This is a genomic window from Pseudomonas sp. NPDC086278 (assembly GCF_050280905.1).
Lineage (GTDB): Bacteria > Pseudomonadota > Gammaproteobacteria > Pseudomonadales > Pseudomonadaceae > Aquipseudomonas.
The window spans coordinates 21245-45038 of record NZ_JBNNWE010000038.1; the positions used below are offsets into that span (position 1 = coordinate 21245).

Consider the following 23794-nt stretch of genomic DNA (forward strand, 5'->3'; position numbering starts at 1 on the left):
CCATCCGTTACCATCGCCGCACGTTTTCGGGCACGCGCATAAAAAAGAGAGGCCGGGATGTACATCTATCGCTTGGTCCTGCTCCTGGTAGTGGGGATTTACCTGTTCTCCCCGGCCATCATGGATTGGTGGATCGACGCCACTGGCGCCTGGTATCGCCCTTATTTGCTCTGGCTGATCCTGATCGTCGTGACCTTCATCCTGCAGAGCCAAAAAGATGCCGATGAGCTTTAGCCTGACCCAGATGATCCTGATCAGCGCCGCGTACCTGGCGGTGCTGTTCGGCGTCGCCTGGATCAGCGAACGGGGCATGATCCCCCGGGCGATCATTCGCCATCCCCTGACATACACCTTGTCACTGGGCGTTTACGCCAGTGCCTGGGCGTTCTACGGCACGGTGGGCCTGGCCTATCAGTACGGCTACGGCTTTCTGTCCAGCTATCTGGGCGTCTCCGGCGCGTTTTTGCTGGCGCCGGTGTTGCTCTATCCGATTCTGAAAATCACCCGCACCTATCAACTGTCGTCGCTGGCCGATTTGTTTGCGTTCCGTTTCCGCAGCACCTGGGCCGGTGCGCTGACCACGATTTTCATGCTGATCGGCGTGCTGCCGTTGCTGGCGTTGCAGATCCAGGCAGTGGCCGACTCGATCGGCATTCTCACCCGGGAGCCGGTGCAGCACCGCGTGGCCCTGAGCTTTTGCGCACTGATTACGCTGTTCACGATTTTCTTCGGCTCGCGTCATATCGCCACCCGTGAGAAACATGAAGGCCTGGTGTTCGCGATTGCCTTCGAGTCGGTGATCAAGCTGATCGCCATTGGCGGCGTTGGCCTGTACGCGCTGTATGGCGTGTTCGACGGCCCGCAACAGCTGGAATTGTGGCTGCTGCAAAACCAGACCGCGCTCGCCGCGTTGCACACGCCGTTACAGGAAGGTCCGTGGCGCACGCTGTTGCTGGTGTTCTTCGCCTCGGCGATTGTGATGCCGCACATGTACCACATGACGTTTACCGAGAACCTCAACCCGCGCTCGCTGGTCAGTGCGAGCTGGGGCCTGCCGCTGTTTTTGCTGTTGATGAGCCTGGCGGTGCCGCTGATTCTCTGGGCTGGCCTCAAACTGGGGGCCACGACCAATCCCGAGTACTTCACGCTCGGCATCGGCATTGCCGCCAACAGCAAGGCCCTGGCGCTATTGGCGTATGTCGGCGGGTTGTCGGCCGCCAGCGGGCTGATCATCGTCACCACCCTGGCGCTGTCCGGGATGGCGCTGAACCACTTGGTGCTGCCGCTCTACCAACCGCCGGCCGAGGGCAACATCTATCGCTGGCTGAAGTGGACTCGCCGGGCATTGATCGTTGCGATCATCATGGCCGGTTATGGTTTCTATCTGCTGCTGGGCGCCGAACAGGATCTGGCCAACCTCGGCATCGTTGCGTTTGTGGCAACGTTGCAGTTCCTGCCGGGCGTGTTGTCCGTCCTCTACTGGCCGACCGCCAATCGGCGAGGTTTCATCGCCGGTTTGCTGGCGGGGATTCTGGTGTGGGTGGTCACGATGCTGTTGCCGCTGGTCGGCAATCTGCAAGGCTTCTATATTCCGCTGCTGAACATGATTTACGTGCTGGACGACACCAGTTGGCACATGGCGGCGATTGCGTCGCTGGCCGCCAACGTGCTGATGTTCACCCTGATCTCGCTGTTCACCAACGCCAGCCCCGAAGAAGCCAGTGCCGCCGAAGCTTGCGCCGTGGACAACGTGCGTCGTCCGCAACGCCGTGAGCTGCACGCCGCCTCGCCCCAGGAGTTCGCCACACAGCTTGCAAAACCACTGGGTGCCAAGGCTGCGCAGAAAGAAGTCGAACAAGCGTTGCGAGACCTCTATCTGCCCTTCGACGAGCGCCGGCCGTATGCCTTGCGCCGTTTGCGCGACCGGATCGAAGCCAACCTTTCCGGCCTGATGGGACCGAGCGTGGCGCAGGACATGGTCGAAACGTTTCTGCCTTATAAGGCTGGCGGCGAAAACTACGTCACCGAAGACATTCACTTCATTGAAAGCCGCCTCGAGGATTACCACTCGCGCCTGACCGGGCTTGCCGCCGAGCTCGATGCCCTGCGCCGTTATCACCGCCAGACCTTGCAGGAATTGCCGATGGGCGTGTGCTCGCTGGCCAAGGATCAGGAAATCCTCATGTGGAACAAAGCCATGGAGGAATTGACCGGAATCGCCGCGCAACGTGTGGTCGGCTCGCGCTTGAGCACCATTGGCGATCCATGGAAAGAACTGCTGCAGGGCTTCATCAATCTGCCGGACGAGCATTTGCACAAACAGCATTTGGCTCTCGACGGCCAGACCCGCTGGCTGAACCTGCACAAAGCGGCCATTGATGAGCCGCTGGCACCGGGTAACAGTGGCTTGGTGCTGCTGGTGGAAGACCTGACCGAAACCCAGATGCTCGAAGACAAACTGGTGCACTCCGAGCGCCTGGCCAGCATCGGCCGGCTCGCGGCGGGGGTCGCCCATGAAATCGGCAACCCGATCACCGGCATCGCTTGCCTGGCGCAAAACCTGCGCGAAGAGCGTGAAGACGATAGCGAGCTGAAGGAAATCAGCGGGCAGATTCTCGAGCAGACCAAACGGGTGTCGCGGATCGTGCAGTCGCTGATGAGTTTCGCTCATGCCGGCAGTCATCAACACAGCGACGAGCCCGTCTGTCTGGCCGAAGTGGCCCAGGATGCCATCGGGTTGCTGGCCTTGAACCGGCGCAATTTCGAGGTGCAGTTCTACAACCTGTGCGACCCCGATCACTGGGTCGAGGGCGATCCACAGCGTCTTGCGCAAGTACTCATCAACCTGCTCTCAAACGCCCGTGACGCCTCGCCTCCCGGCAGTGCGGTGCGGGTCAAAAGCGAAGCCGGCGAACACACGGTCGACCTGATCGTGGAAGACGAAGGCAGCGGCATTCCGAAGAACATCATGGACCGATTGTTCGAACCCTTCTTCACCACCAAGGATCCTGGCGAAGGCACCGGTCTGGGCCTTGCACTGGTCTATTCCATCGTTGAAGAGCATTATGGACAAATCACCATCGACAGCCCGGCTGATGTTCAAAGCCAACGCGGCACCCGTATCCGGGTGACCTTGCCGCGTCATGTCGAAGCGACGTCCGCTGTGAACTGAGACCGTCGAGAGTATCGAATCAATGCCGCACATTTTGATCGTCGAAGACGAAACAATTATCCGCTCCGCCTTGCGCCGCCTGCTGGAACGTAACCAGTACCAGGTCAGCGAAGCCGGTTCAGTGCAGGAAGCACAAGAACGTTTCACTATTCCCACCTTTGACCTGATCGTCAGTGACCTGCGCCTGCCTGGCGCACCGGGTACTGAACTGATCAAGCTCGGCCAAGGCACGCCCGTGCTGATCATGACCAGCTACGCCAGCCTGCGCTCAGCGGTCGACTCGATGAAGATGGGCGCGGTGGATTACATCGCCAAGCCTTTCGACCACGATGAAATGCTCCAGGCCGTCGCTCGCATCTTGCGTGACCGGCAATCAGTGCAGGCCAGCGGCGAACCTGCCGTCGGCAAAGTCGCCAACGGTGCCGCCAAACCGGGCATCGATAACAGCAACGGCGAAATTGGCATCATCGGGTCTTGCCCGCCGATGCAGGACCTGTACAGCAAGATCCGCAAAGTCGCGCCAACCGATTCCAACGTGCTGATCCAGGGCGAGTCGGGCACCGGCAAAGAACTGGTGGCGCGCGCCCTGCACAACCTGTCCAGGCGTGCCAAGGCACCGATGATTTCGGTGAACTGCGCGGCCATTCCGGAGAGCCTGATCGAGTCCGAACTGTTCGGCCACGAAAAAGGCGCGTTTACCGGTGCCAGCGCCGGGCGTGCCGGCCTGGTGGAAGCCGCCGATGGCGGCACCCTGTTCCTCGATGAAATCGGCGAATTGCCGCTGGAAGCCCAGGCTCGCCTGCTGCGCGTGCTGCAGGAAGGTGAAATTCGGCGGGTCGGCTCGGTGCAATCGCAAAAAGTCGATGTACGCCTGATCGCGGCCACTCACCGCGACCTCAAGAGCCTGGCGAAGATCGGCCAGTTCCGTGAAGACTTGTATTACCGCCTTCACGTGATTGCCCTGAAATTGCCAGCCCTGCGCGAGCGTGGCGCCGACGTCAACGAAATCGCCAATGCGTTCCTTGCGCGGCAGAGCGCGCGGGTCAACCGCACCGATCTGAAGTTCGCGGCGGATGCCGAACAGGCGATTCGTCATTACTCGTGGCCGGGGAACGTGCGCGAGCTGGAAAACGCCGTCGAGCGCGCGGTGATTCTGTGCGAAAGCCCGGAGATCTCCGCCGAGCTGCTGGGCATCGACATCGAGCTGAGCGATCTGGACGACGACGATTTCATCGGCTTGCCGCCCCAACAGGGCAACAACGCCGGTAACAATAGCCACGAGCCTACCGAAGACCTGTCGCTGGAAGACTACTTCCAGCACTTTGTCCTTGAGCATCAGGACCACATGACCGAAACCGAGCTGGCGCGCAAACTCGGCGTCAGTCGCAAGTGCCTGTGGGAACGCCGCCAACGCCTGGGCATTCCACGGCGCAAGACCGGAGTGGCCAGCGAAAGCTGAACCTCGGCTGTCGGATGTGCGGGTTACACGTGACAATGTGAAAAAACTGTTACCCATGTTTTTTCACGTAACAAAAGCCGGGGCTTACGGTAACGAAGCCCCGGTTTTTTTGGGCCTGGAAAAAGCCCATCAACCGGCCTAACCCCTTGTTTTACTGGACCTCATAAAAGTTGGCACGCACCCTGCTATATGTTTGATACAAGAACAATAACAAGCAATGCACAAGACAATAAAAATAAGACGAATCGACTCACGCACAATAAAAACAAGACGGCGAGAGGCGCAGCTAACTGATTCTTTTGGAGAGGCGTTGTATTTGGGGCTAGCCCCACGACCAGGCCGAGAACAACAAAAACTGTCCTGAGACAGAGCCTGAACTGGTTGGATCGCAAGATCACTGCAACACAGCGACCAAAGCAATCCGTTTGCTCTTGGCTCCCGATTGGGAGGGTCATGAAGGAAATTCTTCATGACGAGGGCACTTAACAAAAACAAAAAGCCCGAAACCAATAATAAAAATAGAGCATGCAACTACTTCTTGGGGAGCTTCGGCTCCCCTTGTAGTTTCTGCGATTTGAAAAAATCCCCGCATTGGCGCCTGGATTTCCCCTTGTAGCTCGCGGCTTGCAGCTCATATCTGCTGCGTCCTACACCATCCCCCGACTAAATGCTAGAATCCCCGCCCATCATGCGGTCATTCTTCGTTATGGCCGAACATTCCTTCAAACAGTGCACCCCATGCTGAAGAAGTTGTTCCAGTCATTCCGTTCTCCCAAGCGTCATACGCAACATATTCGCAGTACGCCTGAAGTGCTCAACAGCGGCCAACATTCGCTGCAAAAAGCCCAATTCAGCCGTTATGCGGTGAATATCGTCGAACGCCTGCAGAACGCCGGCTACCAGGCTTATCTGGTCGGCGGCTGTGTGCGTGACATGCTGCTCGGCATCACCCCGAAAGATTTCGACGTCGCTACCAGCGCCACACCTGAACAGGTCCGCGCCGAATTCCGTAATGCGCGGATCATCGGCCGTCGCTTCAAACTGGTGCATATCCACTTCGGTCGCGAAATCATCGAGGTCGCGACGTTCCGCGCCAACCACCCGCAAAACGATGAAGAGGAAGACAGCAACCAGTCTTCCCGCAACGAGAGCGGGCGTATCCTGCGCGACAACGTCTACGGCACGCTGGAAGAAGACGCGCAACGCCGCGACTTCACCATCAACGCCTTGTATTACGACCCGGTCAGCGAGCGCATTCTCGATTACGCCAACGGCGTGCACGACATCCGCAATCACCTGATCCGCCTGATTGGCGACCCGAAGCAACGCTACCAGGAAGACCCGGTACGGATGCTGCGGGCCGTGCGTTTCGCCGCCAAGCTGAATTTCGGCATCGAAAAACACAGCGCCGCGCCGATCCGCGATCTGGCGCCGATGCTGCGCGAGATCCCGTCGGCCCGCCTGTTCGAAGAAGTGCTCAAGCTGTTCCTTTCCGGGCATGCGGCAGACACCTTCGAGATGCTCGTCGACTTGCAGCTGTTCGATCCGCTGTTCCCGGCCAGTGCCGAGGCGCTGGAATACAACCCGACGTACACCCACACCCTGATCAGCGAAGCGCTGATCAACACCGACCTGCGGATCAAGCAGAACAAACCGGTCACCCCGGCGTTCCTGTTTGCGGCGCTGTTGTGGCCTGCCCTGCCGGCGCGTGTGTTGCGCCTGCAAGAGCGTGGCATGCCGCCGATTCCGGCGATGCAGGAAGCGGCGCACGAGTTGATTGCCGAGCAGTGCCAGCGGATCGCGATTCCGAAACGTTTCACCATGCCGATTCGCGAGATATGGGACATGCAGGAGCGTCTGCCCCGCCGCAGCGGCAAGCGCGCCGACCTGTTGCTGGACAACCCACGGTTCCGCGCCGGTTACGATTTCCTGCTGTTGCGTGAAAGCGCCGGCGAGCAGACCGATGGCCTGGGCGAATGGTGGACGGACTATCAGGACGCCAACGACAGCGAGCGCCGCGACATGATTCGCGACCTCAGCGGCAAGGAAGACGGCACCGGCGCTCCGCGCAAACGTCGTCGCAGCGGTGGCGCCAAGCGTAAACGCGCGGCCGGCGCACCGAGTGCCACGGGCGAGTAATCCATGGAACGCATCTACATCGGCATGGGCAGCAATCTGGCTGACCCCGCCGAACAATTGCGCAGCGCCGTCGAGGCGCTGGCGCGGCTGCCCCAGAGCGGGCTGGTCGGCGTATCCGCGTTCTATCAGAGCGACTCTTTATTGCCAGGCCAGCCGCGCTATACCAACGCGGTCGCCGCGCTCGACAGTACCCTCGCCCCGCTGGACCTGCTCGACGCGCTACAGGCCATCGAGAATGAACAGGGCCGTGAGCGTCTTGAACGCTGGGGCCCCCGCACGCTGGATCTCGACATCGTCTTGTTTGGCGATCGGCTGATCGACGAACCGCGCCTCAAAGTCCCCCACTACCATTTGCAGGAACGAGCCTTCGTGCTGTATCCGCTGGCTGAGCTGGCGCCTGCGGATTTGCGGTTGGCCGATGGCCGAACCCTGAAGGAATTACTGCTCGCGTGCCCGTTCATCGGCCTCGAACGCCTTTCCCCAAATCAACACTAATTCCTGTGGGGGTTTTGTGTCGAACACAAGCTCTGCGGCTGCTGAAACGCATCAGTTACCCCGGTAACAACCCGTACGTAACATCGCGGTAACACACGCAATTGACTTCCCGAGTTCTCCTCACGACTATAGGCGTCCCGTTGCCGCCAACCCGGCGTTGAAGGGCGCAATCCAGGCCTTACAAGCACGACAACAGACCGTGCGCCTGTATTTAACGAAGAATCACGCGCGTTACTCGCAGCAGTTTCCACAGCGCCTGAATGAGGAACTTTTCATGCCAGCCATCACCCTGACCACCCTGCAAGGTCTGAAGCAAAAAGGTGAAAAAATCACCATGCTGACTTGCTATGACGCGACCTTCGCCCATGCCTGCAATGAGGCTGGCGTCGAAGTGCTGCTGGTGGGCGACTCCCTCGGCATGGTGTTGCAAGGTCACGACAGCACCTTGCCGGTGACTACCGCGGAAATGGCTTATCACGTGGCGGCCGTCAAACGCGGCAACACCGACGCGCTGATTCTCGCCGACCTGCCGTTCATGGCTTACGCCACCATTGAACAAACCATGGCCAACAGCGCCGTACTGATGCAGGCCGGTGCGCACATGGTCAAGGTTGAAGGTGCGTTGTGGCTGGCGGAGTCGATCCGTCTGCTGGCCGAACGCGGCATTCCGGTGTGCGCGCACATGGGCCTGACACCGCAGTCGGTGAACATTCTGGGTGGCTACAAAGTCCAGGGCCGCAGCGAGAACCAGGCGCGGCAGATGCGTGCCGACGCCATCGCCCTGGAGCAGGCCGGCGCAGCCATGCTGTTGCTGGAATGCGTGCCGAGCGAACTGGCTCAGGAAATAACCCAGGCAGTGGGCATTCCGGTGATCGGCATTGGCGCCGGCAGCGCCACCGACGGCCAGGTGCTGGTCTTGCACGACATGCTCGGCCTGTCCATCACCGGGCGCGTGCCGAAGTTCGTGAAGAACTTCATGGCCGGGCAGCCGAACATTCAAGCGGCACTCGGCGCCTACGTCGCTGAAGTCAAAGCCGCCACTTTCCCTGGGATCGAACACGGATTTTCTGCATGAACACCGTTAAAACCGTACGCGAACTGCGGGCCGCCGTGGCCCGTGCCCGCAGCGAAGGCAAGCGCATCGGCTTCGTGCCGACCATGGGCAACTTGCACAGCGGCCACGTCGCACTGATCACCAAAGCCTCGCAACGGGTGGATTTCGTGGTCGCGAGCATTTTCGTCAACCCGCTGCAATTCGGCGCCGGCGAAGACCTCGACAAGTACCCGCGCACATTGGCCGCCGACCAGGAAAAACTGCTCCAGGCCGGTTGCCACTTGCTGTTCGCGCCGACAGTCGAGGAAATGTACCCGGATGGCATGACCGGCCAAACCCGCGTCAGCGTGCCGCAACTGTCCGAAGGCCTGTGCGGCGCGAGTCGTCCGGGGCACTTCGAAGGTGTGGCGACGGTGGTCAGCAAGTTGTTCAACATGGTCCAGCCGGACCTGGCGATCTTCGGCCAGAAAGACTTCCAGCAACTGGCGGTGATCCGGGCGCTGGTGCATGACCTGAACATGCCGATCCAGATCATTGGCGAACCGACCGTGCGTGCGGCGGATGGTTTGGCGCTGTCGTCGCGCAACGGTTTCCTCAGCGAACAACAACGGGCCGTGGCGCCGGTGGTCTATCGCACCCTGTCGTCGATTGCCGACGCCATTAAACAGGGCGAACGGGATTACCCGACACTGATCGACACGCAGATTAAACAGCTCGAAGCAGCCGGTTTGCGCACCGACTACCTGGAGATTCGTCAGGCGCTGACCTTGCGCCCGGCGACCCCGGAAGACCGGGACCTGGTGATTCTGGTGGCCGCGTTCCTCGGCACCACGCGGTTGATCGACAACCTGCACCTGAACCTCGACGCGCACGTCTGAACACCGCAATACCCCCCTGTGGGAGCGGGCTTGCTCGCGAAGGCGGTGTGTCATTCAGCTTAAATGTTGACTGACACACCGCCTTCCCGAGCAAACCCGCTTCCACATTGGTTTTTGTGTCTGCTCGCAGACTGTATTGCCGCCCCCAAAGCCTTCGGGCAAACTGCCCGCCGTTCGATTCCGACCTGGGAAAACCCTCATGCACGCCATCATGCTCAAGGCCAAGCTGCATCGCGCCGAAGTCACCCACGCAGTTCTCGATTACGAAGGTTCTTGCGCCATCGACGGCGAATGGCTGGACTTGTCCGGGATCCGTGAGTACGAGCAGATCCAGATCTACAACGTCGACAACGGCGAGCGCTTCACCACCTACGCCATCCGTGGTGAAGAAGGTTCGCGCATGATCTCGGTCAACGGTGCCGCCGCCCACAAGGCCAAGGTCGGTGACCGGGTGATCATCTGCGCGTACGCCCACTACAGCGAAGCCGAACTGCTCAATTTCAAGCCGCGCATGCTCTACATGGCGCCGGGCAACGAGCTCAGCCACACCAGCAACGCCATCCCGGTTCAGGTCGCCTGAGCGAGCCCTCTCTTCCGTTTGTCGGACCGTTCCCGACCTGATGTACAAAAAAGTACCGGGAACGGGTCAGACAAAGTCAAGACAGATCGCAGCGCGAGGTTTACTGTATTCGCCCTGTGTCATCAAATCGTGTCGACTCAGTTGACCGGACGCCCTCCCGCAGCGCTCCGGTATTTTCAGTGTTCAAAAGGCCGTTCAAGTAAAAAGGAAACCCGCAGCGATGGCGTACTACCGCACTCCTCACGATGTGACCGCCCTGCCCGCTTGGCAGGCGTTGAAAGATCACCGCCAAGCCATGCAGGATTTCAGCATGCGCGAAGCGTTTAATGCCGATCCGCAGCGTTTCACGCAATTCACCCTTAGCAGCTGCGGCCTGTTTCTCGATTACTCGAAAAACCTGATCAACGCCCAGACCCGCGACCTGCTGGTGGGCCTAGCCAACGAAGTCGACCTCAAGGGCGCGATCAAAGCGCTGTTCGACGGCGAAATCGTCAACTCGTCCGAAGGTCGTCCGGCCCTGCACACCGCGTTGCGCCGTCCAGTGGGCGACAAGCTCTCGGTCAACGGCGTCAACGTGATGCCCGAAGTACACAAAGTGTTGAACCAGATCACCGACCTCGTGGGCCGGATCCACGACGGTCTGTGGCGTGGTTACACCGAGAAGCCGATCACCGACGTGGTGAACATCGGCATCGGTGGTTCGTTCCTGGGGCCGGAACTGGTCTCGGAAGCGCTGTTGTCCTACGCCCAGAAAGGCGTGCGCTGCCATTACCTGGCGAATATCGATGGCAGTGAGTTCCACGAACTGACCATGAAGCTGCGCGCCGAGACCACGCTGTTCATCGTCTCGTCGAAATCCTTCAACACCCTCGAAACCCTGAAAAACGCCCAGGCCGCGCGCGCCTGGTACCTGGCTCAGGGCGGTTCGGAAGCCGAGCTGTATCGTCACTTCATCGCGGTTTCCAGCAACAACGCGGCGGCAGTGGCCTTCGGTATTCGCGAAGAAAACATTTTCCCGATGTGGGACTGGGTCGGCGGGCGTTACTCGCTGTGGTCGGCCATCGGTCTGCCGATTGCCCTGGCCATCGGCATGTCCAACTTCAAGGAATTGCTGTCCGGTGCCTACACCATGGACCAGCATTTCCAGAGCGCGCCATTCGAACAGAACATGCCGGTGCTGCTGGCGTTGCTCGGTGTCTGGTACGGCAACTTCTGGGGCGCGCAAAGTCACGCGATCCTGCCGTACGACCACTACCTGCGCAACATCACCAAGCACTTGCAACAGCTGGACATGGAATCCAACGGCAAGAGCGTGCGTCAGGACGGCACCCCGGTGTCCACCGACACGGGTCCGGTGATCTGGGGCGGCGTCGGCTGCAACGGTCAGCACGCTTACCACCAGTTGCTGCACCAGGGCACCCAGCTGATTCCGGCTGACTTCATCGTGCCGATTGTCAGCTTCAACCCGGTGTCCGATCACCACCAGTGGCTGTACGCCAACTGCTTGTCGCAAAGCCAGGCACTGATGCTCGGCAAGACCCTTGCCGAAGCTGAAACCGAGCTGCGCGACAAAGGCTTGAGCGAAGAAGAAGTGCATAAGCTCGCGCCGCACAAGGTGATCCCGGGCAACCGTCCGAGCAACACCCTGGTGGTCGAGCGCATCAGCCCGCGTCGCCTCGGCGCACTGGTGGCGATGTACGAACACAAAGTCTTCGTGCAAAGCGTGGTCTGGGGCATCAACGCCTTCGACCAGTGGGGCGTGGAGTTGGGCAAAGAGTTGGGCAAAGGCGTTTACAACCGCCTGGTCGGCAGCGAAGAAACCCCGGCTGACGATGCCTCCACCCAAGGCTTGATCAACTACTTCCGCGGCCGTCATCGCGGGTGATCTAACGCCACACGGCTCTACCCTGTGGGAGCGGGCTTGCTCGCGAAAGCGGTGGATCATTCAGCATCGAGTTGACTGACCTGCCCCCTTCGCGAGCAAGCCCGCTCCCACAGTTGCTTTGCGCATGACTTGAACACGTTGGTCTCTCGGCGCATCTTTGTTACTTGTCGCAAAACAAGAATAAGGAACCGTCATGTTCGATATCAGCACGTTCCCCGAAGCCGATGCCGTCCGCCGGGCTGCACACTTGAGTCAAGACGACTATCAGCGCCTGTACCGCCAATCCATTGAACACCCCAGCACCTTCTGGGCCGAACAGGCCACGCGCTTCCTCGACTGGAGCACGCCGTGGCAAACCGTCCAGCGCTATGACCTGAAAACCGGTGAGGCCAGCTGGTTTGCCGGCGGCCGGTTGAACGTCAGCTACAACTGCATCGACCGTCATCTGGAACAGCGCGGCGACCAGATCGCGATCATCTGGGAAGGCGACGACCCGGCCGAATCGGCGCAAATCACCTACAAAAAACTTCATCACCATGTCTGCCGCCTGGCCAACGTGCTCAAAAGCCGTGGCGTAAAAAAGGGCGACCGCGTGTGCATTTACATGCCGATGATCCCCGAAGCCGCCTACGCGATGCTCGCCTGCACACGGATCGGCGCGGTGCACTCGGTGGTGTTCGGCGGGTTTTCGCCGGACTCGCTGCGCGACCGGATTCTCGATGCCGACTGCCGCACCGTGATCACCGCCGATGAAGGCGTGCGCGGCGGTAAATTCGTCCCGCTCAAAGCGAACGTCGACAAGGCCCTGCACAGTTGCCCGGATGTCAGCAGCGTCATCGTGGTCGAGCGCACCCAGGGCGACGTGAACTGGGTCGAAGGTCGCGACCTCTGGTATCACCAGGCATTGCGCGAGGTCAGTGACGATTGCCCGCCCGAACCGATGGACGCCGAAGACCCGCTGTTCATCCTTTACACCTCCGGCAGCACCGGCAAACCCAAAGGCGTGCTGCACACCACCGGCGGTTACTTGCTGCAAGCGGCGATGACCTTCAAGTACGTGCTCGACTACCGCAACGGTGAAGTCTTCTGGTGCACCGCCGATGTCGGCTGGGTCACCGGCCACAGTTACATCGTCTATGGCCCGTTGGCCAACGGCGCGACCACGCTGATCTTCGAAGGCGTGCCCAGCTACCCGAGCAGCTCGCGCTTCTGGCAGGTGATCGACAAACACCACGTCAACATTTTCTACACCGCCCCCACCGCCCTGCGCGCCTTGATGCGCGAAGGCCCGCAACCACTGAAGGAAACGTCCCGCGCGAGCCTCAGATTACTCGGCAGCGTCGGTGAGCCGATCAACCCGGAAGCGTGGGATTGGTACTTCAACATCGTCGGCGAACAGCGCTGCCCGATCGTCGACACCTGGTGGCAGACCGAAACCGGCGGCATCATGCTCAGCCCGCTGGTGAGCGCGCAACGGATTAAACCGGGCTGCGCCACGCAACCGATGTTCGGCGTGCAACCGGTGCTGCTCGATGAAACCGGCAAGGAAATCAAAGGCGCCGGCAGCGGCGTGCTGGCGATCAAATCCAGTTGGCCGGCGCAGATCCGCAGCGTCTACGGCGACCCGCAACGGATGATCGACACCTACTTCAAGCCCTACCCCGGTTACTACTTCACCGGCGATGGCGCCCGGCGCGACGAGGACGGCGATTACTGGATCACCGGGCGCATCGACGACGTGATCAACGTCTCCGGCCACCGCATCGGCACCGCCGAGGTCGAAAGCGCGCTGGTGCTGCACGACAGCATCGCCGAGGCGGCCGTGGTCGGTTACCCCCACGACGTCAAAGGCCAGGGCATCTATGCCTTCGTCACGCCCATGAACGGCGCCGTACCCAACGACGAGTTGAAGAAAGAACTGTTGGCCCATGTCAGCAAGGAAATCGGCAGCTTCGCCAAACCGGATTTGATCCAGTGGGCGCCGGCCTTGCCGAAAACCCGCTCAGGCAAGATCATGCGGCGCATTCTGCGCAAGATCGCCTGCAACGAACTGGACAGCCTGGGCGACACCTCGACGCTTGCCGACCCGAGCGTGGTTCAAGGATTGATCGACACCCGTCTGAACCAGTAAGCCCTGCGCGGTCAGCACTGGCCGCGCCCTCTTCTCACCACCGAGTCGCCATGGAATTCATCCGTACCCGCATCGAAACCCAGATCATGAGCCTGACCGGTCTGTCCCTCGGCCAGCTCGACCTGGAGAACCCCAAGGGCGATCCCGGGCTGTTCGGCCCCGATTCAGTCAGTTGGCAGGTGCATGGCGACTTTAGCAGCATGCTCATCGGCGGTATCAGCGCGTTGATGCTGCAAGCCCTGCACCCCTTGGCACTCGCCGGGGTCTGGGACCATTCGAATTTTCGCGAGGACATGCTCGGGCGCTTGCGCCGCACCGGGCAGTTCATTTCCGGCACCACGTTCGGCTCGCGCAAAGATGCCGACTGGCTGATCGAGAAGGTTCGCACCATCCACCTGCAAGTGACCGGCACGGCGCCGGATGGCCGGCCGTATGCCGCCAGCGATCCTGACTTGCTGACCTGGGTGCACGTCGCCGAAGTCAGCAACTTCCTCGCCGCGCATGTGCGCTACCGCAATCCGCGTTTGTCGCTGGCCGATCAGGACCGTTACTACGGCGAAATCGCGCTGGTCGCCGAGCGTCTGGGCGCCCGTGATGTGCCGCGTTCGCGGCAGGAAATCGCCGATTACCTTGAGCGCATTCGCCCACAATTGCTGTGCGACGGGCGCAGTCGGGAAGTGTTGCGTCTGTTGTTGAATGCGCCGTCACCGAGTCGGCTGGCCAAGCCTTTCGGCGGCTTGATGATGCAGGCCGGGATCGATTTGCTGCCGGACTGGGCCAGTGACCTGCTCGGCGTTCGCCAAAGCCCGCTGCAACGCAAACTGATCCGAGCCAGCGTCAACCGCAGCGCGCCGATGCTGCGCTGGGCGGTGCGCAATGGCTCGGTGCAGCGGGCCAAGCGGCGGATGGGTCTGCTGACATAACCGCCCCTTGTGGCTAGGGGGCTTGCCTGTGGTAAGGGGGCTTGCCCGTGGAAAGGGGGCTTGCCTGTGGAAAGGGGGCTTGTCTGTGGCGAGGGGGCTTGCCTGTGGCGAGGGGGCTTGCCCCCGTTGGGCTGCGAAGCGGCCCCTAAATCTCGAGCGCTGCTGAAATCCTGCCAGTGCTGCGCACTGGAACGGGGGCAAGCCCCCTCGCCACAGGCAAGCCCCCTCACATGTAGTCTCCTCCACCACAGGTAATCCCTCTGGCCACAGTGTTAAACTCCCGCGCCAAATTCCCTCCTGCAAGGCGCCCAGCATGTCTTCCTTGAATCAGGCGCTTCTCGCCGCCCTTGAACATCGTCAGGACCTGCTTGCCGAGCTGCATCAGCAGGGCACCGATTGCTATCGCCTGTTCCACGGCAGCCAGGAAGGCGCCAGCGGCCTGACCATCGACCGCTACGGCCCGCAACTGCTGGTGCAAAGCTTTCACCAGTCGCTGGAACGCGAGGCGCTGCTGCAACTGCACGCGACCGTCAATCAACACTTGGGCGTGGACACGCTGCTGGTTTACAACGATCGCTCCCGTGGCAACTCGCGCATCGACCGCGAAGACACCGTTTACCGCGCCGACGAAGCCGCGCTGCAGGATCTGGTCGGCCACGAATGGGGCCTCAACTACCGGGTTCGCGGCCGTCATGCCGGGCAAGATCCGCTGCTGTTCCTCGACCTGCGCAACACCCGTGGCTGGGTCAAGGCGCACAGCAAAGACAAAAGCGTGCTGAACCTGTTTGCCTACACCTGCGGCGTCGGCCTGTGTGCTGCGGCCGGTGGTGCGCGTGAGGTGTGCAACCTGGATTTCGCCGAAGGTAACCTCGCGGTCGGTCGTGAAAACGGTCTGCTGAATGCGCAGTTGCCGGCCATGGAGTTCATTCAATCCGATTATTTCCCGGCGATCCGCCAACTGGCCGGTTTGCCGATCAGCCAGCGTCGCGGGCAGAAACTGCCGAGTTACCAGCGCCTGGAACAGCGTCAGTACGATCTGGTGCTGCTCGATCCGCCGGCCTGGGCCAAGAGCGCGTTCGGCACCGTCGACCTGCTGCGCGACTACCAAAGCCTGCTCAAACCGGCACTGCTGACCACCGCCGACAATGGCGTGCTGATCTGCTGCAACAACCTGGCAAAAGTCAGCATGGATGACTGGCGCGAACAGGTTTTGCGTTGCGCCGAGAAGGCCGGTCGCCCAGTGCGCGAGTGGACAGTAATGAAACCGGGCGCCGATTTTCCGTCCATGGATCAACAGCCACCGCTGAAGACCCTGATTCTTCAGCTCTGAGGCCCCACCGCAGATTCAGATTAATCCTATAAGGCCCGAGCACTTCGGAACCGGATTCGCGTGCCATACTCCAACGCACTCCGATTCAGACAGATGAAGCCGCACATGCCCAAAGGATTGATTCGCGCTATCGGCGCCTTGTTGACTGCTCTGGCCCTCTACAGCCTGCTGGGGTTTCTGATATTGCCGGGCATCGCGTTGCGGGTTGCCAACCAACAACTGGCCAACTACGCCACGGTGCCCGCGACGATCTCGCGGATCGAACTCAACCCCTTCACCCTCGAAGTGACGCTGTGGGGCCTGATCATCGGCGAGCCGGGCAAGGAACAGGTCGGTTTTGAACGCCTGTACGCCAACTTGCAGATCGACAGCCTGTGGACCAAGGCACTGCACCTGTCCGACATCGAACTGGACAAACCCAAGACCGAAATCCTCTTCGACAAGGAAGGCAAACTCAACCTGCTCGCGCTGTTCAAAATCCCCGCCAGCGAACCCACCCCGGCCGACCCCAACGCCAAACCGTTCCCGATGCGCATCGAGCGCATCAAACTGGCCGGCGGGGCCGTGCATTTTCTGGATGCGCGTCCCAGCACACCAATCGAATTCATCTACGACAAACTCGACTTCGAGCTGAACAACCTCAGCACCCTGCCCGATGACAACGCCGACATGACCCTGGTCGCCGTCGGCCCGGCCGGTGGGCAGATCGACTGGACCGGCAACTTCAGCCTGATCCCGATCGCCTCCGAAGGTAAGTTGAAAATCACCGACGGCCAGATGAAAGCCTTCTGGCCGTATGTGCGTGACGCGGTGCCACTGGACCTTGAACGCGGGGTCTTGAGCTTCAGTACCGATTACAAACTCAATTTGTCGAAGGACACCGAACTGCTGCTGAGCAATGTCGCCGTCAGCGTCGCCCCCTTCGCCATCAAGGCCCCGGATGGTCGGCCGCTGGTCAACCTCGAACGGCTGGACGTCAGCGACACAACCGTAGACCTGGCCAGGCAACAAGTGGTGGTCGGCAAGATCCGCAGCAACAAACTGGAAACCTGGGCCGCACTCGAAGCCGACGGGCAACTCGACTGGCAGAAACTGTTCGCCAGCCAACCGACGAAACCAGCCGCCAAAGCCGCCGCCGAACCGCCCAGCACGCCGGCAGCAGCGGACTCGCCGAAGGAGCCCGCCGCCCCGAGCAAACCGTGGCAAGTGCTGCTCAAAGACGTGCAACTGCGCGATTACCAAGTGCATCTGGCGGATCGCAAGGCGCAGCCCGCGGTTGCCCTGGAAGTTGGCCCGCTGAACCTGGACCTGCAAAATTTCGACAGCCTCAATGGCTCGCCCTTCAATCTGAAGCTCGACACCGGCCTGGGCAAGCAAGGCAAGCTCACGGCCGAAGGCGTGGTCAATCTGGCGCCGGTCAGCGCCCGACTCAACGTGCAGACCAAAGACATCGACCTGCGTGTCGCCCAGTCCTACATCAACCCGTTTATTCGCCTGGAACTGCGCAGCGGCATGCTCGGCAGCGACCTGGCGGTGGACCTGAAAAGCACCGAGCCGTTGGCATTCAGCGTCACCGGTCGCGCTCAGGTCGATCAATTGCACACCCTCGACACCCTGAAAACCCGCGACTTCCTCAAGTGGCAGCAACTGGTGGTCGAAGGCTTGAATTATCAACACGGCGACAGCCTGTCGATCGACAAGGTCAACCTGTTCCAGCCGTATGTGCGCTTCATGATCAACGATGACCGCACCACCAATATCGACGACCTGCTGATTCCGCAACCGGCCGACTCCGGCGCCAAAACCGCAGCGGCCAAACCGGCGAGCAAGGACAAACCGCTGGGTATTCACATTGGCGGCATTGCCATCAATGACGGCTCGGCCAACTTCGCCGATTTCAGCCTGACACCGAACTTCGCCACCGCCGTGCAGCAGCTCAACGGGCAGATCGGCACCATCGACAGCCGTCAGGCGAAACCGGCAAGCGTCGACATCAATGGCAAGGTCGACCGTTATGCGCCGGTGACCATCAAGGGCGCGGTCAACCCGTTCGACCCGATGGCCAGCCTCGACATCGCCACCAGTTTCAAACGGGTCGAGCTGACCACGCTGACGCCCTACTCCGGCAAGTTCGCCGGGTATCGCATCCGCAAGGGCCGGCTCAATCTCGACCTGCATTACCTGATCACCAAAGGCCAGCTCAAAGCTGAAAACAAAGTGGTGATCGAACAGCTGCAACTGGGTGAAAAAGTCGACAGCCCGGACGCGGTCAGCCTGCCGTTGAAACTGGCAATCGCGCTGCTCAAGGACGTCGATGGCAAGATTTCCATCGAGCTGCCGGTCACCGGTGACCTGAACAACCCGCAGTTCAGCGTGATGCCGATTGTCTGGCAGACCCTGCGCAACCTCATCGTGAAAGCCGCCGCCGCGCCGTTCAAAATGATTGGCGGCCTGATCAGTGGCGGTGGTTCGCAAGACCTGGGCACGGTCTCGTTTGCGCCGGGCTCAAGCGACCTGAGCAAAGACGCCGAGGGTTCGCTGATCAAGCTGTCCCAGGCGCTCAAGGAACGTCCGGCCCTGCGCCTGGAAATCGAAGGTACTGCCGCTGCCAGCAGCGACGGCCCATTGATTGCCGAGCAACGCCTGGAACGCGAATACCAGTACAACTACTACAAAATGCTCCAGCGTCGCGGCGACAAGGTGCCGGCCCAGGCGTCATTGATTCAGGTGCCGGATAGCGAAAAAGGTCCGCTGCTGGAAGGCATCTATCGCACCCGTCTGAAAACCCAGCCGCCCGCCGACTGGAAGGATCTGGGCAAGGAAGAACGCACCGCGAAGATGCGTGCCGACGTGATCAAGTTCTGGAGTTCCAGCGACGTGCTGTTGCGGCAGTTGGGTCAGGACCGCGCCAGCAGCATCAAGGATTACCTGGTCGACAAGGCCCAGTTGGCCGATGACCGCGTGTACTTCATCGATGCCAGCCTGGGCGAAGCGCAAAGTGACGGCCGGGTAGTGACACCGCTGCACCTGGATGCCGAGTGATGCTCAGACAATTGATGATCGGCCTGGCTCTGGCGATGGCCGCCAGTCAGGCCTCGGCGGCAGATACCCTGCGCTGTGGCAGCGCGTTGGTCAGCGTTGGCGACCGGTCGAGCGAGGTATTGCAGAAGTGTGGAGAGCCCGCCAGCCGCGATCTGTTGGGCTACAAGAAAAGTGCCAATCGCCGGGAAGAGTTTCAGGTGGAGGAATGGACCTACGGGCCCAATAGCGGGATGTATCAATACCTGCGGTTCGAAGGCAATCGCCTGAGACAGATCACCAGCAAACGCGGGAGTTGAATTCACCCGCTCCCACAGTTGGATTTTTTGTGTCGCCACAATAGAACAGGCCCCGACACGAATGCCGGGGCCTGTAATGGCCACATCCTTGTGGCCTTCGCATGAACTCTCCTGAGGCGGCAGGCGTATTGCTCGGCCCGTCTGCCACGCCTTCTCCCGGTCCAGGCGAGAAGTCTTGCCTTACTCGGCTTTCAGGCCGTCAGCGGAGACCGCTTTGACGCCTTTGATTTTCTTGGTGATCGCAACGGCGGTGGTTTTCTGCGCTTCAGTCACGGCTACAGTCGACGACAGCGATACAACGCCTTTGTTGGTTTCGACTTTGATGTCGGTGCCAGGAATGCCTTTTTCGGTGACCAGGTCGCTTTTGACTTTGGTAGTGATCCAAGTATCAGAAGTGGTTTCTTTTGCCTTGGCCACTTCACCGGCCGCCAATGTCATCGGGGCTTGGGTGGTTTGGGTCTGTGCGAAGGCTGCGTTGGCCATGGTCAGGGTCAGCGCGGTTGCAGTAGCGGCAGCGATAGCGAACTTCTTCATACGAGTAACTCCTGTTTTTCTAGAAAGTCTGCTGCGTGTCTTGTCAGCAGGGTTACTGGGTATATTGCGAACGCTGTGCCAACTTTCAAAACAGGTATAAATCCTTATAAATCAGCAACTTAAAAAAATGGCTGATTTTCGGAATCATGCAAAATGCATGAGTTTGATTTTATCGACATGCAAGTTGCAGGTTTTGGTGTGGGCCTAAGGCCATGAATTGTCGGGGATTTTCTTATTTATGGAGAATTCGCTGAAGAAATAAAAAACCCCGCGGATTTCCGCGGGGTTTTGGCTTGCATAAACGACGTCAGTATCAGGTAGCGGAACCGGTGCAACCTTTAGGCGCGTAGTCCTGCTGAGCGGTAGTGGCGCACGTCCAGCCAGCGGTCGTGCGCGACAGGGTGATGGTCTTGCCTAAAACCGGTGCAGGCGCGTTAAGGATCGTACAAACAATGCTGCCTGTGCCATCGGTGGCTGTTCCGGAAGCCGTCAGCGTGCAGTTTGAGGTTGGGCTAGTCCCACCAATTCCCGCCACGGTGGTCGGGCTGGTGCCGTTATTCATCAGATCTTCAAACGGTACTTTCAACGCCGATATTTCTGCCAGGCCAGCCGTCACCTTGGCCTTCGCCTGATATTTGGAATACGCCGGCAATGCAAACGTCGCCAGAATCCCGATGATCGCCACCACGATCAGCAGTTCGATAAGGGTGAAACCTTTCTGAGTATTCATAGACAAGCTCCATGCATGAGTCGAAATCTCATGATCTGAATTAGCCGCAGCACAGCCCATGCCAAACCGCCCGCCCCCTGTGGCCGGGGCGCGAGGCGCGCGCCAGACCGGTTCCTGCCCGCAGAATCCGCACTATCTGACACTTTTTGTCACTTGAAGCGCGCTGGTTTGGCTCAGCTCCTTGACTAGGCTATAAGTCATGAACTGTCTGCGTCCGGTATCCCAATGAACGACATCGCCCTTAGCGGTCTGGCCAAGCAATTGGTCCTGGCCGAATTGCTCACTGACAAAACCGCGCAACAGGCGTCTCAGCAAGCCCAACGCAACCGGATCTCGCTGGTCAGCTACCTGGTGCAGAACAAACTGGCGAAGAGCCGTGAACTGGCCGAGATTGCCTCCGAGCACTTCGGCATGGCGCTGCTTGACCTTAATTGCCTGGACAAGGAAACCCAACCCAAAGGCCTGGTCAGCGAAAAGCTGATTCGCCAGCACCACGCCCTGCCCCTCTGGCGGCGCGGCAACAAGCTGTTCGTCGGTGTTTCCGACCCGACCAATCATCAAGCCATCAACGACATCCAGTTCAGCACCGGGTTGAACACCGAAGCCATTCTGGTGGAGGACGACAAGCTCAGCGATGCCATCGAGAAATTCTTCGACAGCCATTCCACCGGCCTCGAAGAAATGGCCGATGTCGATCTTGACGGGTTCGATATCGAGTCAGGCGATGACAGAAACCAGGACGCCATCGCCGGGCAGGACGCCGATGACGCCCCCGTGGTGCGCTTCGTCCACAAGATGCTGCTCGATGCGATCAAAAGCGGCTCCTCGGACTTGCACTTCGAACCCTACGAGAAAACCTACCGCGTGCGGATGCGCACCGACGGCATGCTGCGCGAAGTCGCCAAGCCGCCCATTCAACTGGCCGGGCGCATTGCGGCGCGGTTGAAAGTCATGGCCAGCCTCGACATTTCCGAGCGGCGAAAACCCCAGGACGGGCGGATCAAGATGCGCCTGTCCAAGAGCAAATCCATCGACTTCCGGGTCAACACCCTGCCGACCCTGTGGGGCGAGAAAGTGGTGATCCGGATCCTCGACCCGTCCAGCGCGCAGATGGGCATCGATGCCCTCGGCTACGAGCCGGAACAGAAAGCCTTGTACATGGCCGCGCTCAAGCAGCCACAAGGGATGATTCTGGTCACCGGGCCAACCGGTTCCGGTAAAACCGTGTCGCTCTACACCGGCCTGAATATCCTCAACACCGTGGACATCAACATCTCCACCGCCGAAGACCCGGTGGAAATCAACATGGAAGGCATCAACCAGGTCAACGTCAATCCCAGGCAGGGGCTGGACTTTGCCCAGGCGCTGCGCTCGTTTCTGCGCCAGGACCCGGACGTGATCATGGTCGGCGAGATCCGCGACCTCGAAACCGCCGAAATCGCCATCAAAGCGGCGCAGACCGGGCACATGGTGCTGTCCACGCTGCACACCAACAGCGCCGCCGAAACCCTGACTCGCCTGCATAACATGGGCATCCAGGGTTTCAACATTGCGACCTCGGTGACGCTGATCATCGCCCAGCGCCTGGCGCGCAAGCTGTGCAGCCACTGCAAGAAACCTATCGAAATCCCCCGCGAGGCACTGATCAAGGAAGGCTTCCCCGAAGCACGCATCGGCTCGTTCACGATCTATGAGCCGGTCGGTTGCGACCAATGCAACGGCGGCTACAAGGGCCGTGTCGGGATCTACGAAGTGGTGCGCAATACCCCGGACCTGCAACGGCTGATCATGGCCGAAGGCAACTCACTGGAAATCGACATCCAGATGCGCAAGGACGGCTTCAACGACTTGCGCACTTCGGGCCTGATCAAGGCCATGCAAGGCGTCACCAGCCTTGAAGAAATCAACCGGGTCACCAAGGACTGAACATGGCGGTCAAAGCGGCAAAAATCAGCGTCTACGCCTGGGAAGGCACGGACCGCAAAGGCACGAAAATGACTGGCGAGCTGAGCGGCCAGAACCCGGCGTTGATCAAGGCTCAACTGCGCAAGCAAGGCATCAATCCCGGCCGGGTACGCAAGAAATCCGCCTCGATTTTCAGTTTTGGCAAACGCGTCAAGGCTCAGGAAATCGCCCTGTTCACCCGGCAGATGGCGACCATGATGAAGGCCGGCGTGCCGTTGCTGCAGTCGTTCGACATCATCGGCGAAGGCTTCGATAACCCGGCCATGCGCAAACTGGTGGACGAGGTGAAACAGGAAGTCGCGGCGGGTAACAGCTTCGCCGCGTCGTTGCGCAAGAAGCCGCAGTATTTCGATGAGCTCTATTGCAACCTGGTGGACGCCGGCGAGCACGCCGGCGCCCTCGACACCCTGCTGGAACGGGTGGCGACCTATAAGGAAAAGAGCGAAGCGCTCAAGGCCAAAATCAAGAAAGCCATGACTTACCCCATGGCCGTGGTATTCGTCGCGATCATTGTCACCGGGATTCTGCTGGTGAAAGTGGTGCCGCAATTCGAGTCGGTATTCAAGGGTTTCGGGGCTGAATTGCCGGCCTTCACGGTGATGGTCATTGGCCTGTCGGAATTCATGCAGCACTGGTGGTGGGCCATGCTCGGCGCGCTGGTGGCGGCCATTTTCGGTTTTCGTCATGCCTTCAAGACGTCCCAGGGCTTTCGCGACCGAATGGACACCTGGCTGCTGAAGCTGCCGCTGATTGGCACGCTGATGTACAAGTCGGCCGTGGCCCGTTTTGCACGCACGCTATCGACGACGTTCGCCGCTGGCGTGCCTTTGGTCGAAGCACTGGACTCAGTGGCGGGCGCGACGGGCAACATTGTTTTCAAGCGTGCGGTGCTGCGGATCAAGCAGGACGTGTCGACCGGCATGCAGCTGAATTTCTCGATGCGTGCATCGGGTATCTTCCCCAACATGGCGATTCAGATGACGGCCATTGGCGAGGAGTCCGGCGCACTGGACGACATGCTCGACAAAGTGGCGAGTTTCTACGAGGACGAAGTGGACAACATGGTCGACAACCTCACCAGCCTGATGGAGCCGTTCATCATGGTGGTACTGGGTGTTATCGTCGGCGGCCTGGTGGTTGCGATGTACCTGCCCATCTTCCAGCTCGGCTCGGCGATCTGA

18 protein-coding genes are annotated in these 23794 nt (G+C 60.2%); 16 read left to right on the plus strand and 2 right to left on the minus strand.

Going from position 1 to position 23794, the window contains the following annotated elements; genetic code table 11:
- Positions 1–57: 57 nt before the first annotated feature.
- The 14 genes from ACQKP4_RS14115 to ACQKP4_RS14180 all read left to right on the plus strand — a co-directional run bounded on the left by ACQKP4_RS14115 (position 58) and on the right by ACQKP4_RS14180 (position 19384).
- On the plus strand, positions 58–234 hold the full coding sequence (locus ACQKP4_RS14115) for a hypothetical protein (protein ID WP_003176118.1): 177 nt from the start codon (positions 58–60) through the stop codon (positions 232–234).
- Positions 218–3172 carry a sensor histidine kinase gene (locus tag ACQKP4_RS14120; RefSeq protein WP_427634026.1) on the plus strand — a complete coding sequence of 985 codons (2955 nt, stop codon included), beginning with the start codon at positions 218–220 and terminating at the stop codon, positions 3170–3172. The genes ACQKP4_RS14115 and ACQKP4_RS14120 overlap by 17 nt, the downstream gene beginning before the upstream one ends.
- A 22-nt stretch (positions 3173–3194) precedes the next feature.
- Positions 3195–4631, plus strand: a complete 1437-nt coding sequence (locus ACQKP4_RS14125) for a sigma-54-dependent transcriptional regulator (protein ID WP_427634028.1) — start codon at positions 3195–3197, stop codon at positions 4629–4631.
- A gap of 738 nt (positions 4632–5369) precedes the next feature.
- The gene (locus ACQKP4_RS14130) at positions 5370–6770 is read left to right on the plus strand and encodes a polynucleotide adenylyltransferase PcnB (protein WP_427634030.1); all 1401 of its coding nucleotides are present in this window, start codon (positions 5370–5372) and stop codon (positions 6768–6770) included.
- Between the two features lie 3 nt (positions 6771–6773).
- On the plus strand, positions 6774–7265 hold the full coding sequence (folK, locus tag ACQKP4_RS14135; RefSeq protein ID WP_427634032.1) for a 2-amino-4-hydroxy-6-hydroxymethyldihydropteridine diphosphokinase: 492 nt from the start codon (positions 6774–6776) through the stop codon (positions 7263–7265).
- A gap of 274 nt (positions 7266–7539) precedes the next feature.
- The gene (gene panB, locus ACQKP4_RS14140) at positions 7540–8340 is read left to right on the plus strand and encodes a 3-methyl-2-oxobutanoate hydroxymethyltransferase (protein WP_427634034.1); all 801 of its coding nucleotides are present in this window, start codon (positions 7540–7542) and stop codon (positions 8338–8340) included.
- Positions 8337–9197 (plus strand): pantoate--beta-alanine ligase, encoded by an 861-nt coding sequence (gene panC / locus ACQKP4_RS14145; RefSeq protein WP_427634036.1) that lies wholly within the window; start codon positions 8337–8339, stop codon positions 9195–9197. The genes panB and panC overlap by 4 nt, the downstream gene beginning before the upstream one ends.
- 199 nt (positions 9198–9396) lie before the next feature.
- The gene (gene panD, locus ACQKP4_RS14150) at positions 9397–9777 is read left to right on the plus strand and encodes an aspartate 1-decarboxylase (protein ID WP_003228271.1); all 381 of its coding nucleotides are present in this window, start codon (positions 9397–9399) and stop codon (positions 9775–9777) included.
- Between the two features lie 220 nt (positions 9778–9997).
- Positions 9998–11662 carry a glucose-6-phosphate isomerase gene (gene pgi / locus ACQKP4_RS14155; RefSeq protein ID WP_427634038.1) on the plus strand — a complete coding sequence of 555 codons (1665 nt, stop codon included), beginning with the start codon at positions 9998–10000 and terminating at the stop codon, positions 11660–11662.
- Positions 11663–11855: 193 nt separating this feature from the next.
- Entirely contained in the window at positions 11856–13793 is a 1938-nt protein-coding gene (acs, locus tag ACQKP4_RS14160) for an acetate--CoA ligase (protein WP_427634039.1), read from the plus strand.
- A gap of 50 nt (positions 13794–13843) precedes the next feature.
- Positions 13844–14716, plus strand: a complete 873-nt coding sequence (locus ACQKP4_RS14165; protein WP_427634041.1) for an oxygenase MpaB family protein — start codon at positions 13844–13846, stop codon at positions 14714–14716.
- A gap of 313 nt (positions 14717–15029) precedes the next feature.
- Positions 15030–16046, plus strand: coding sequence for a class I SAM-dependent rRNA methyltransferase (locus ACQKP4_RS14170; protein WP_427634043.1), 1017 nt, complete (start codon positions 15030–15032; stop codon positions 16044–16046).
- Between the two features lie 93 nt (positions 16047–16139).
- Positions 16140–19088, plus strand: a complete 2949-nt coding sequence (locus ACQKP4_RS14175; protein WP_427634045.1) for a DUF748 domain-containing protein — start codon at positions 16140–16142, stop codon at positions 19086–19088.
- Positions 19088–19384 (plus strand): DUF2845 domain-containing protein, encoded by a 297-nt coding sequence (locus ACQKP4_RS14180; RefSeq protein ID WP_427634046.1) that lies wholly within the window; start codon positions 19088–19090, stop codon positions 19382–19384. Before ACQKP4_RS14175 ends, ACQKP4_RS14180 begins: the two co-directional genes overlap by 1 nt.
- A 180-nt stretch (positions 19385–19564) precedes the next feature.
- Here the strand turns inward: ACQKP4_RS14180 and ACQKP4_RS14185 are convergent, their stop codons facing one another.
- A complete protein-coding gene (locus ACQKP4_RS14185) occupies positions 19565–19918 on the minus strand; it encodes a BON domain-containing protein (RefSeq protein ID WP_427634048.1) in 354 nt (117 codons plus the stop codon).
- 313 nt (positions 19919–20231) lie between these two features.
- Positions 20232–20648 carry a pilin gene (locus ACQKP4_RS14190; RefSeq protein ID WP_427634050.1) on the minus strand — a complete coding sequence of 139 codons (417 nt, stop codon included), beginning with the start codon at positions 20646–20648 and terminating at the stop codon, positions 20232–20234.
- A 225-nt stretch (positions 20649–20873) separates the two neighbouring features.
- Between ACQKP4_RS14190 and pilB the strand changes: the two genes are divergently transcribed.
- On the plus strand, positions 20874–22574 hold the full coding sequence (gene pilB / locus ACQKP4_RS14195; RefSeq protein WP_427634052.1) for a type IV-A pilus assembly ATPase PilB: 1701 nt from the start codon (positions 20874–20876) through the stop codon (positions 22572–22574).
- 2 nt (positions 22575–22576) lie between these two features.
- Entirely contained in the window at positions 22577–23794 is a 1218-nt protein-coding gene (locus ACQKP4_RS14200; protein ID WP_427634054.1) for a type II secretion system F family protein, read from the plus strand.

What these genes read in the sequence shown, in the direction of transcription:
- pgi (WP_427634038.1), top strand. Translation starts at nt 9,998, where the DNA reads ATGGCGTACTACCGCACTCCTCACGATGTGACCGCCCTGCCCGCTTGG.
- ACQKP4_RS14115 (WP_003176118.1), top strand. Translation starts at nt 58, where the DNA reads ATGTACATCTATCGCTTGGTCCTGCTCCTGGTAGTGGGGATTTACCTG.
- acs (WP_427634039.1), top strand. Translation starts at nt 11,856, where the DNA reads ATGTTCGATATCAGCACGTTCCCCGAAGCCGATGCCGTCCGCCGGGCT.
- ACQKP4_RS14190 (WP_427634050.1), bottom strand. Translation starts at nt 20,648, where the DNA reads ATGAATACTCAGAAAGGTTTCACCCTTATCGAACTGCTGATCGTGGTG.
- pilB (WP_427634052.1), top strand. Translation starts at nt 20,874, where the DNA reads ATGAACGACATCGCCCTTAGCGGTCTGGCCAAGCAATTGGTCCTGGCC.
- panD (WP_003228271.1), top strand. Translation starts at nt 9,397, where the DNA reads ATGCACGCCATCATGCTCAAGGCCAAGCTGCATCGCGCCGAAGTCACC.
- ACQKP4_RS14125 (WP_427634028.1), top strand. Translation starts at nt 3,195, where the DNA reads ATGCCGCACATTTTGATCGTCGAAGACGAAACAATTATCCGCTCCGCC.
- ACQKP4_RS14185 (WP_427634048.1), bottom strand. Translation starts at nt 19,918, where the DNA reads ATGAAGAAGTTCGCTATCGCTGCCGCTACTGCAACCGCGCTGACCCTG.
- ACQKP4_RS14180 (WP_427634046.1), top strand. Translation starts at nt 19,088, where the DNA reads ATGCTCAGACAATTGATGATCGGCCTGGCTCTGGCGATGGCCGCCAGT.
- panC (WP_427634036.1), top strand. Translation starts at nt 8,337, where the DNA reads ATGAACACCGTTAAAACCGTACGCGAACTGCGGGCCGCCGTGGCCCGT.
- folK (WP_427634032.1), top strand. Translation starts at nt 6,774, where the DNA reads ATGGAACGCATCTACATCGGCATGGGCAGCAATCTGGCTGACCCCGCC.
- ACQKP4_RS14200 (WP_427634054.1), top strand. Translation starts at nt 22,577, where the DNA reads ATGGCGGTCAAAGCGGCAAAAATCAGCGTCTACGCCTGGGAAGGCACG.
- ACQKP4_RS14120 (WP_427634026.1), top strand. Translation starts at nt 218, where the DNA reads ATGCCGATGAGCTTTAGCCTGACCCAGATGATCCTGATCAGCGCCGCG.
- panB (WP_427634034.1), top strand. Translation starts at nt 7,540, where the DNA reads ATGCCAGCCATCACCCTGACCACCCTGCAAGGTCTGAAGCAAAAAGGT.
- ACQKP4_RS14175 (WP_427634045.1), top strand. Translation starts at nt 16,140, where the DNA reads ATGAAGCCGCACATGCCCAAAGGATTGATTCGCGCTATCGGCGCCTTG.
- ACQKP4_RS14170 (WP_427634043.1), top strand. Translation starts at nt 15,030, where the DNA reads ATGTCTTCCTTGAATCAGGCGCTTCTCGCCGCCCTTGAACATCGTCAG.
- ACQKP4_RS14130 (WP_427634030.1), top strand. Translation starts at nt 5,370, where the DNA reads ATGCTGAAGAAGTTGTTCCAGTCATTCCGTTCTCCCAAGCGTCATACG.
- ACQKP4_RS14165 (WP_427634041.1), top strand. Translation starts at nt 13,844, where the DNA reads ATGGAATTCATCCGTACCCGCATCGAAACCCAGATCATGAGCCTGACC.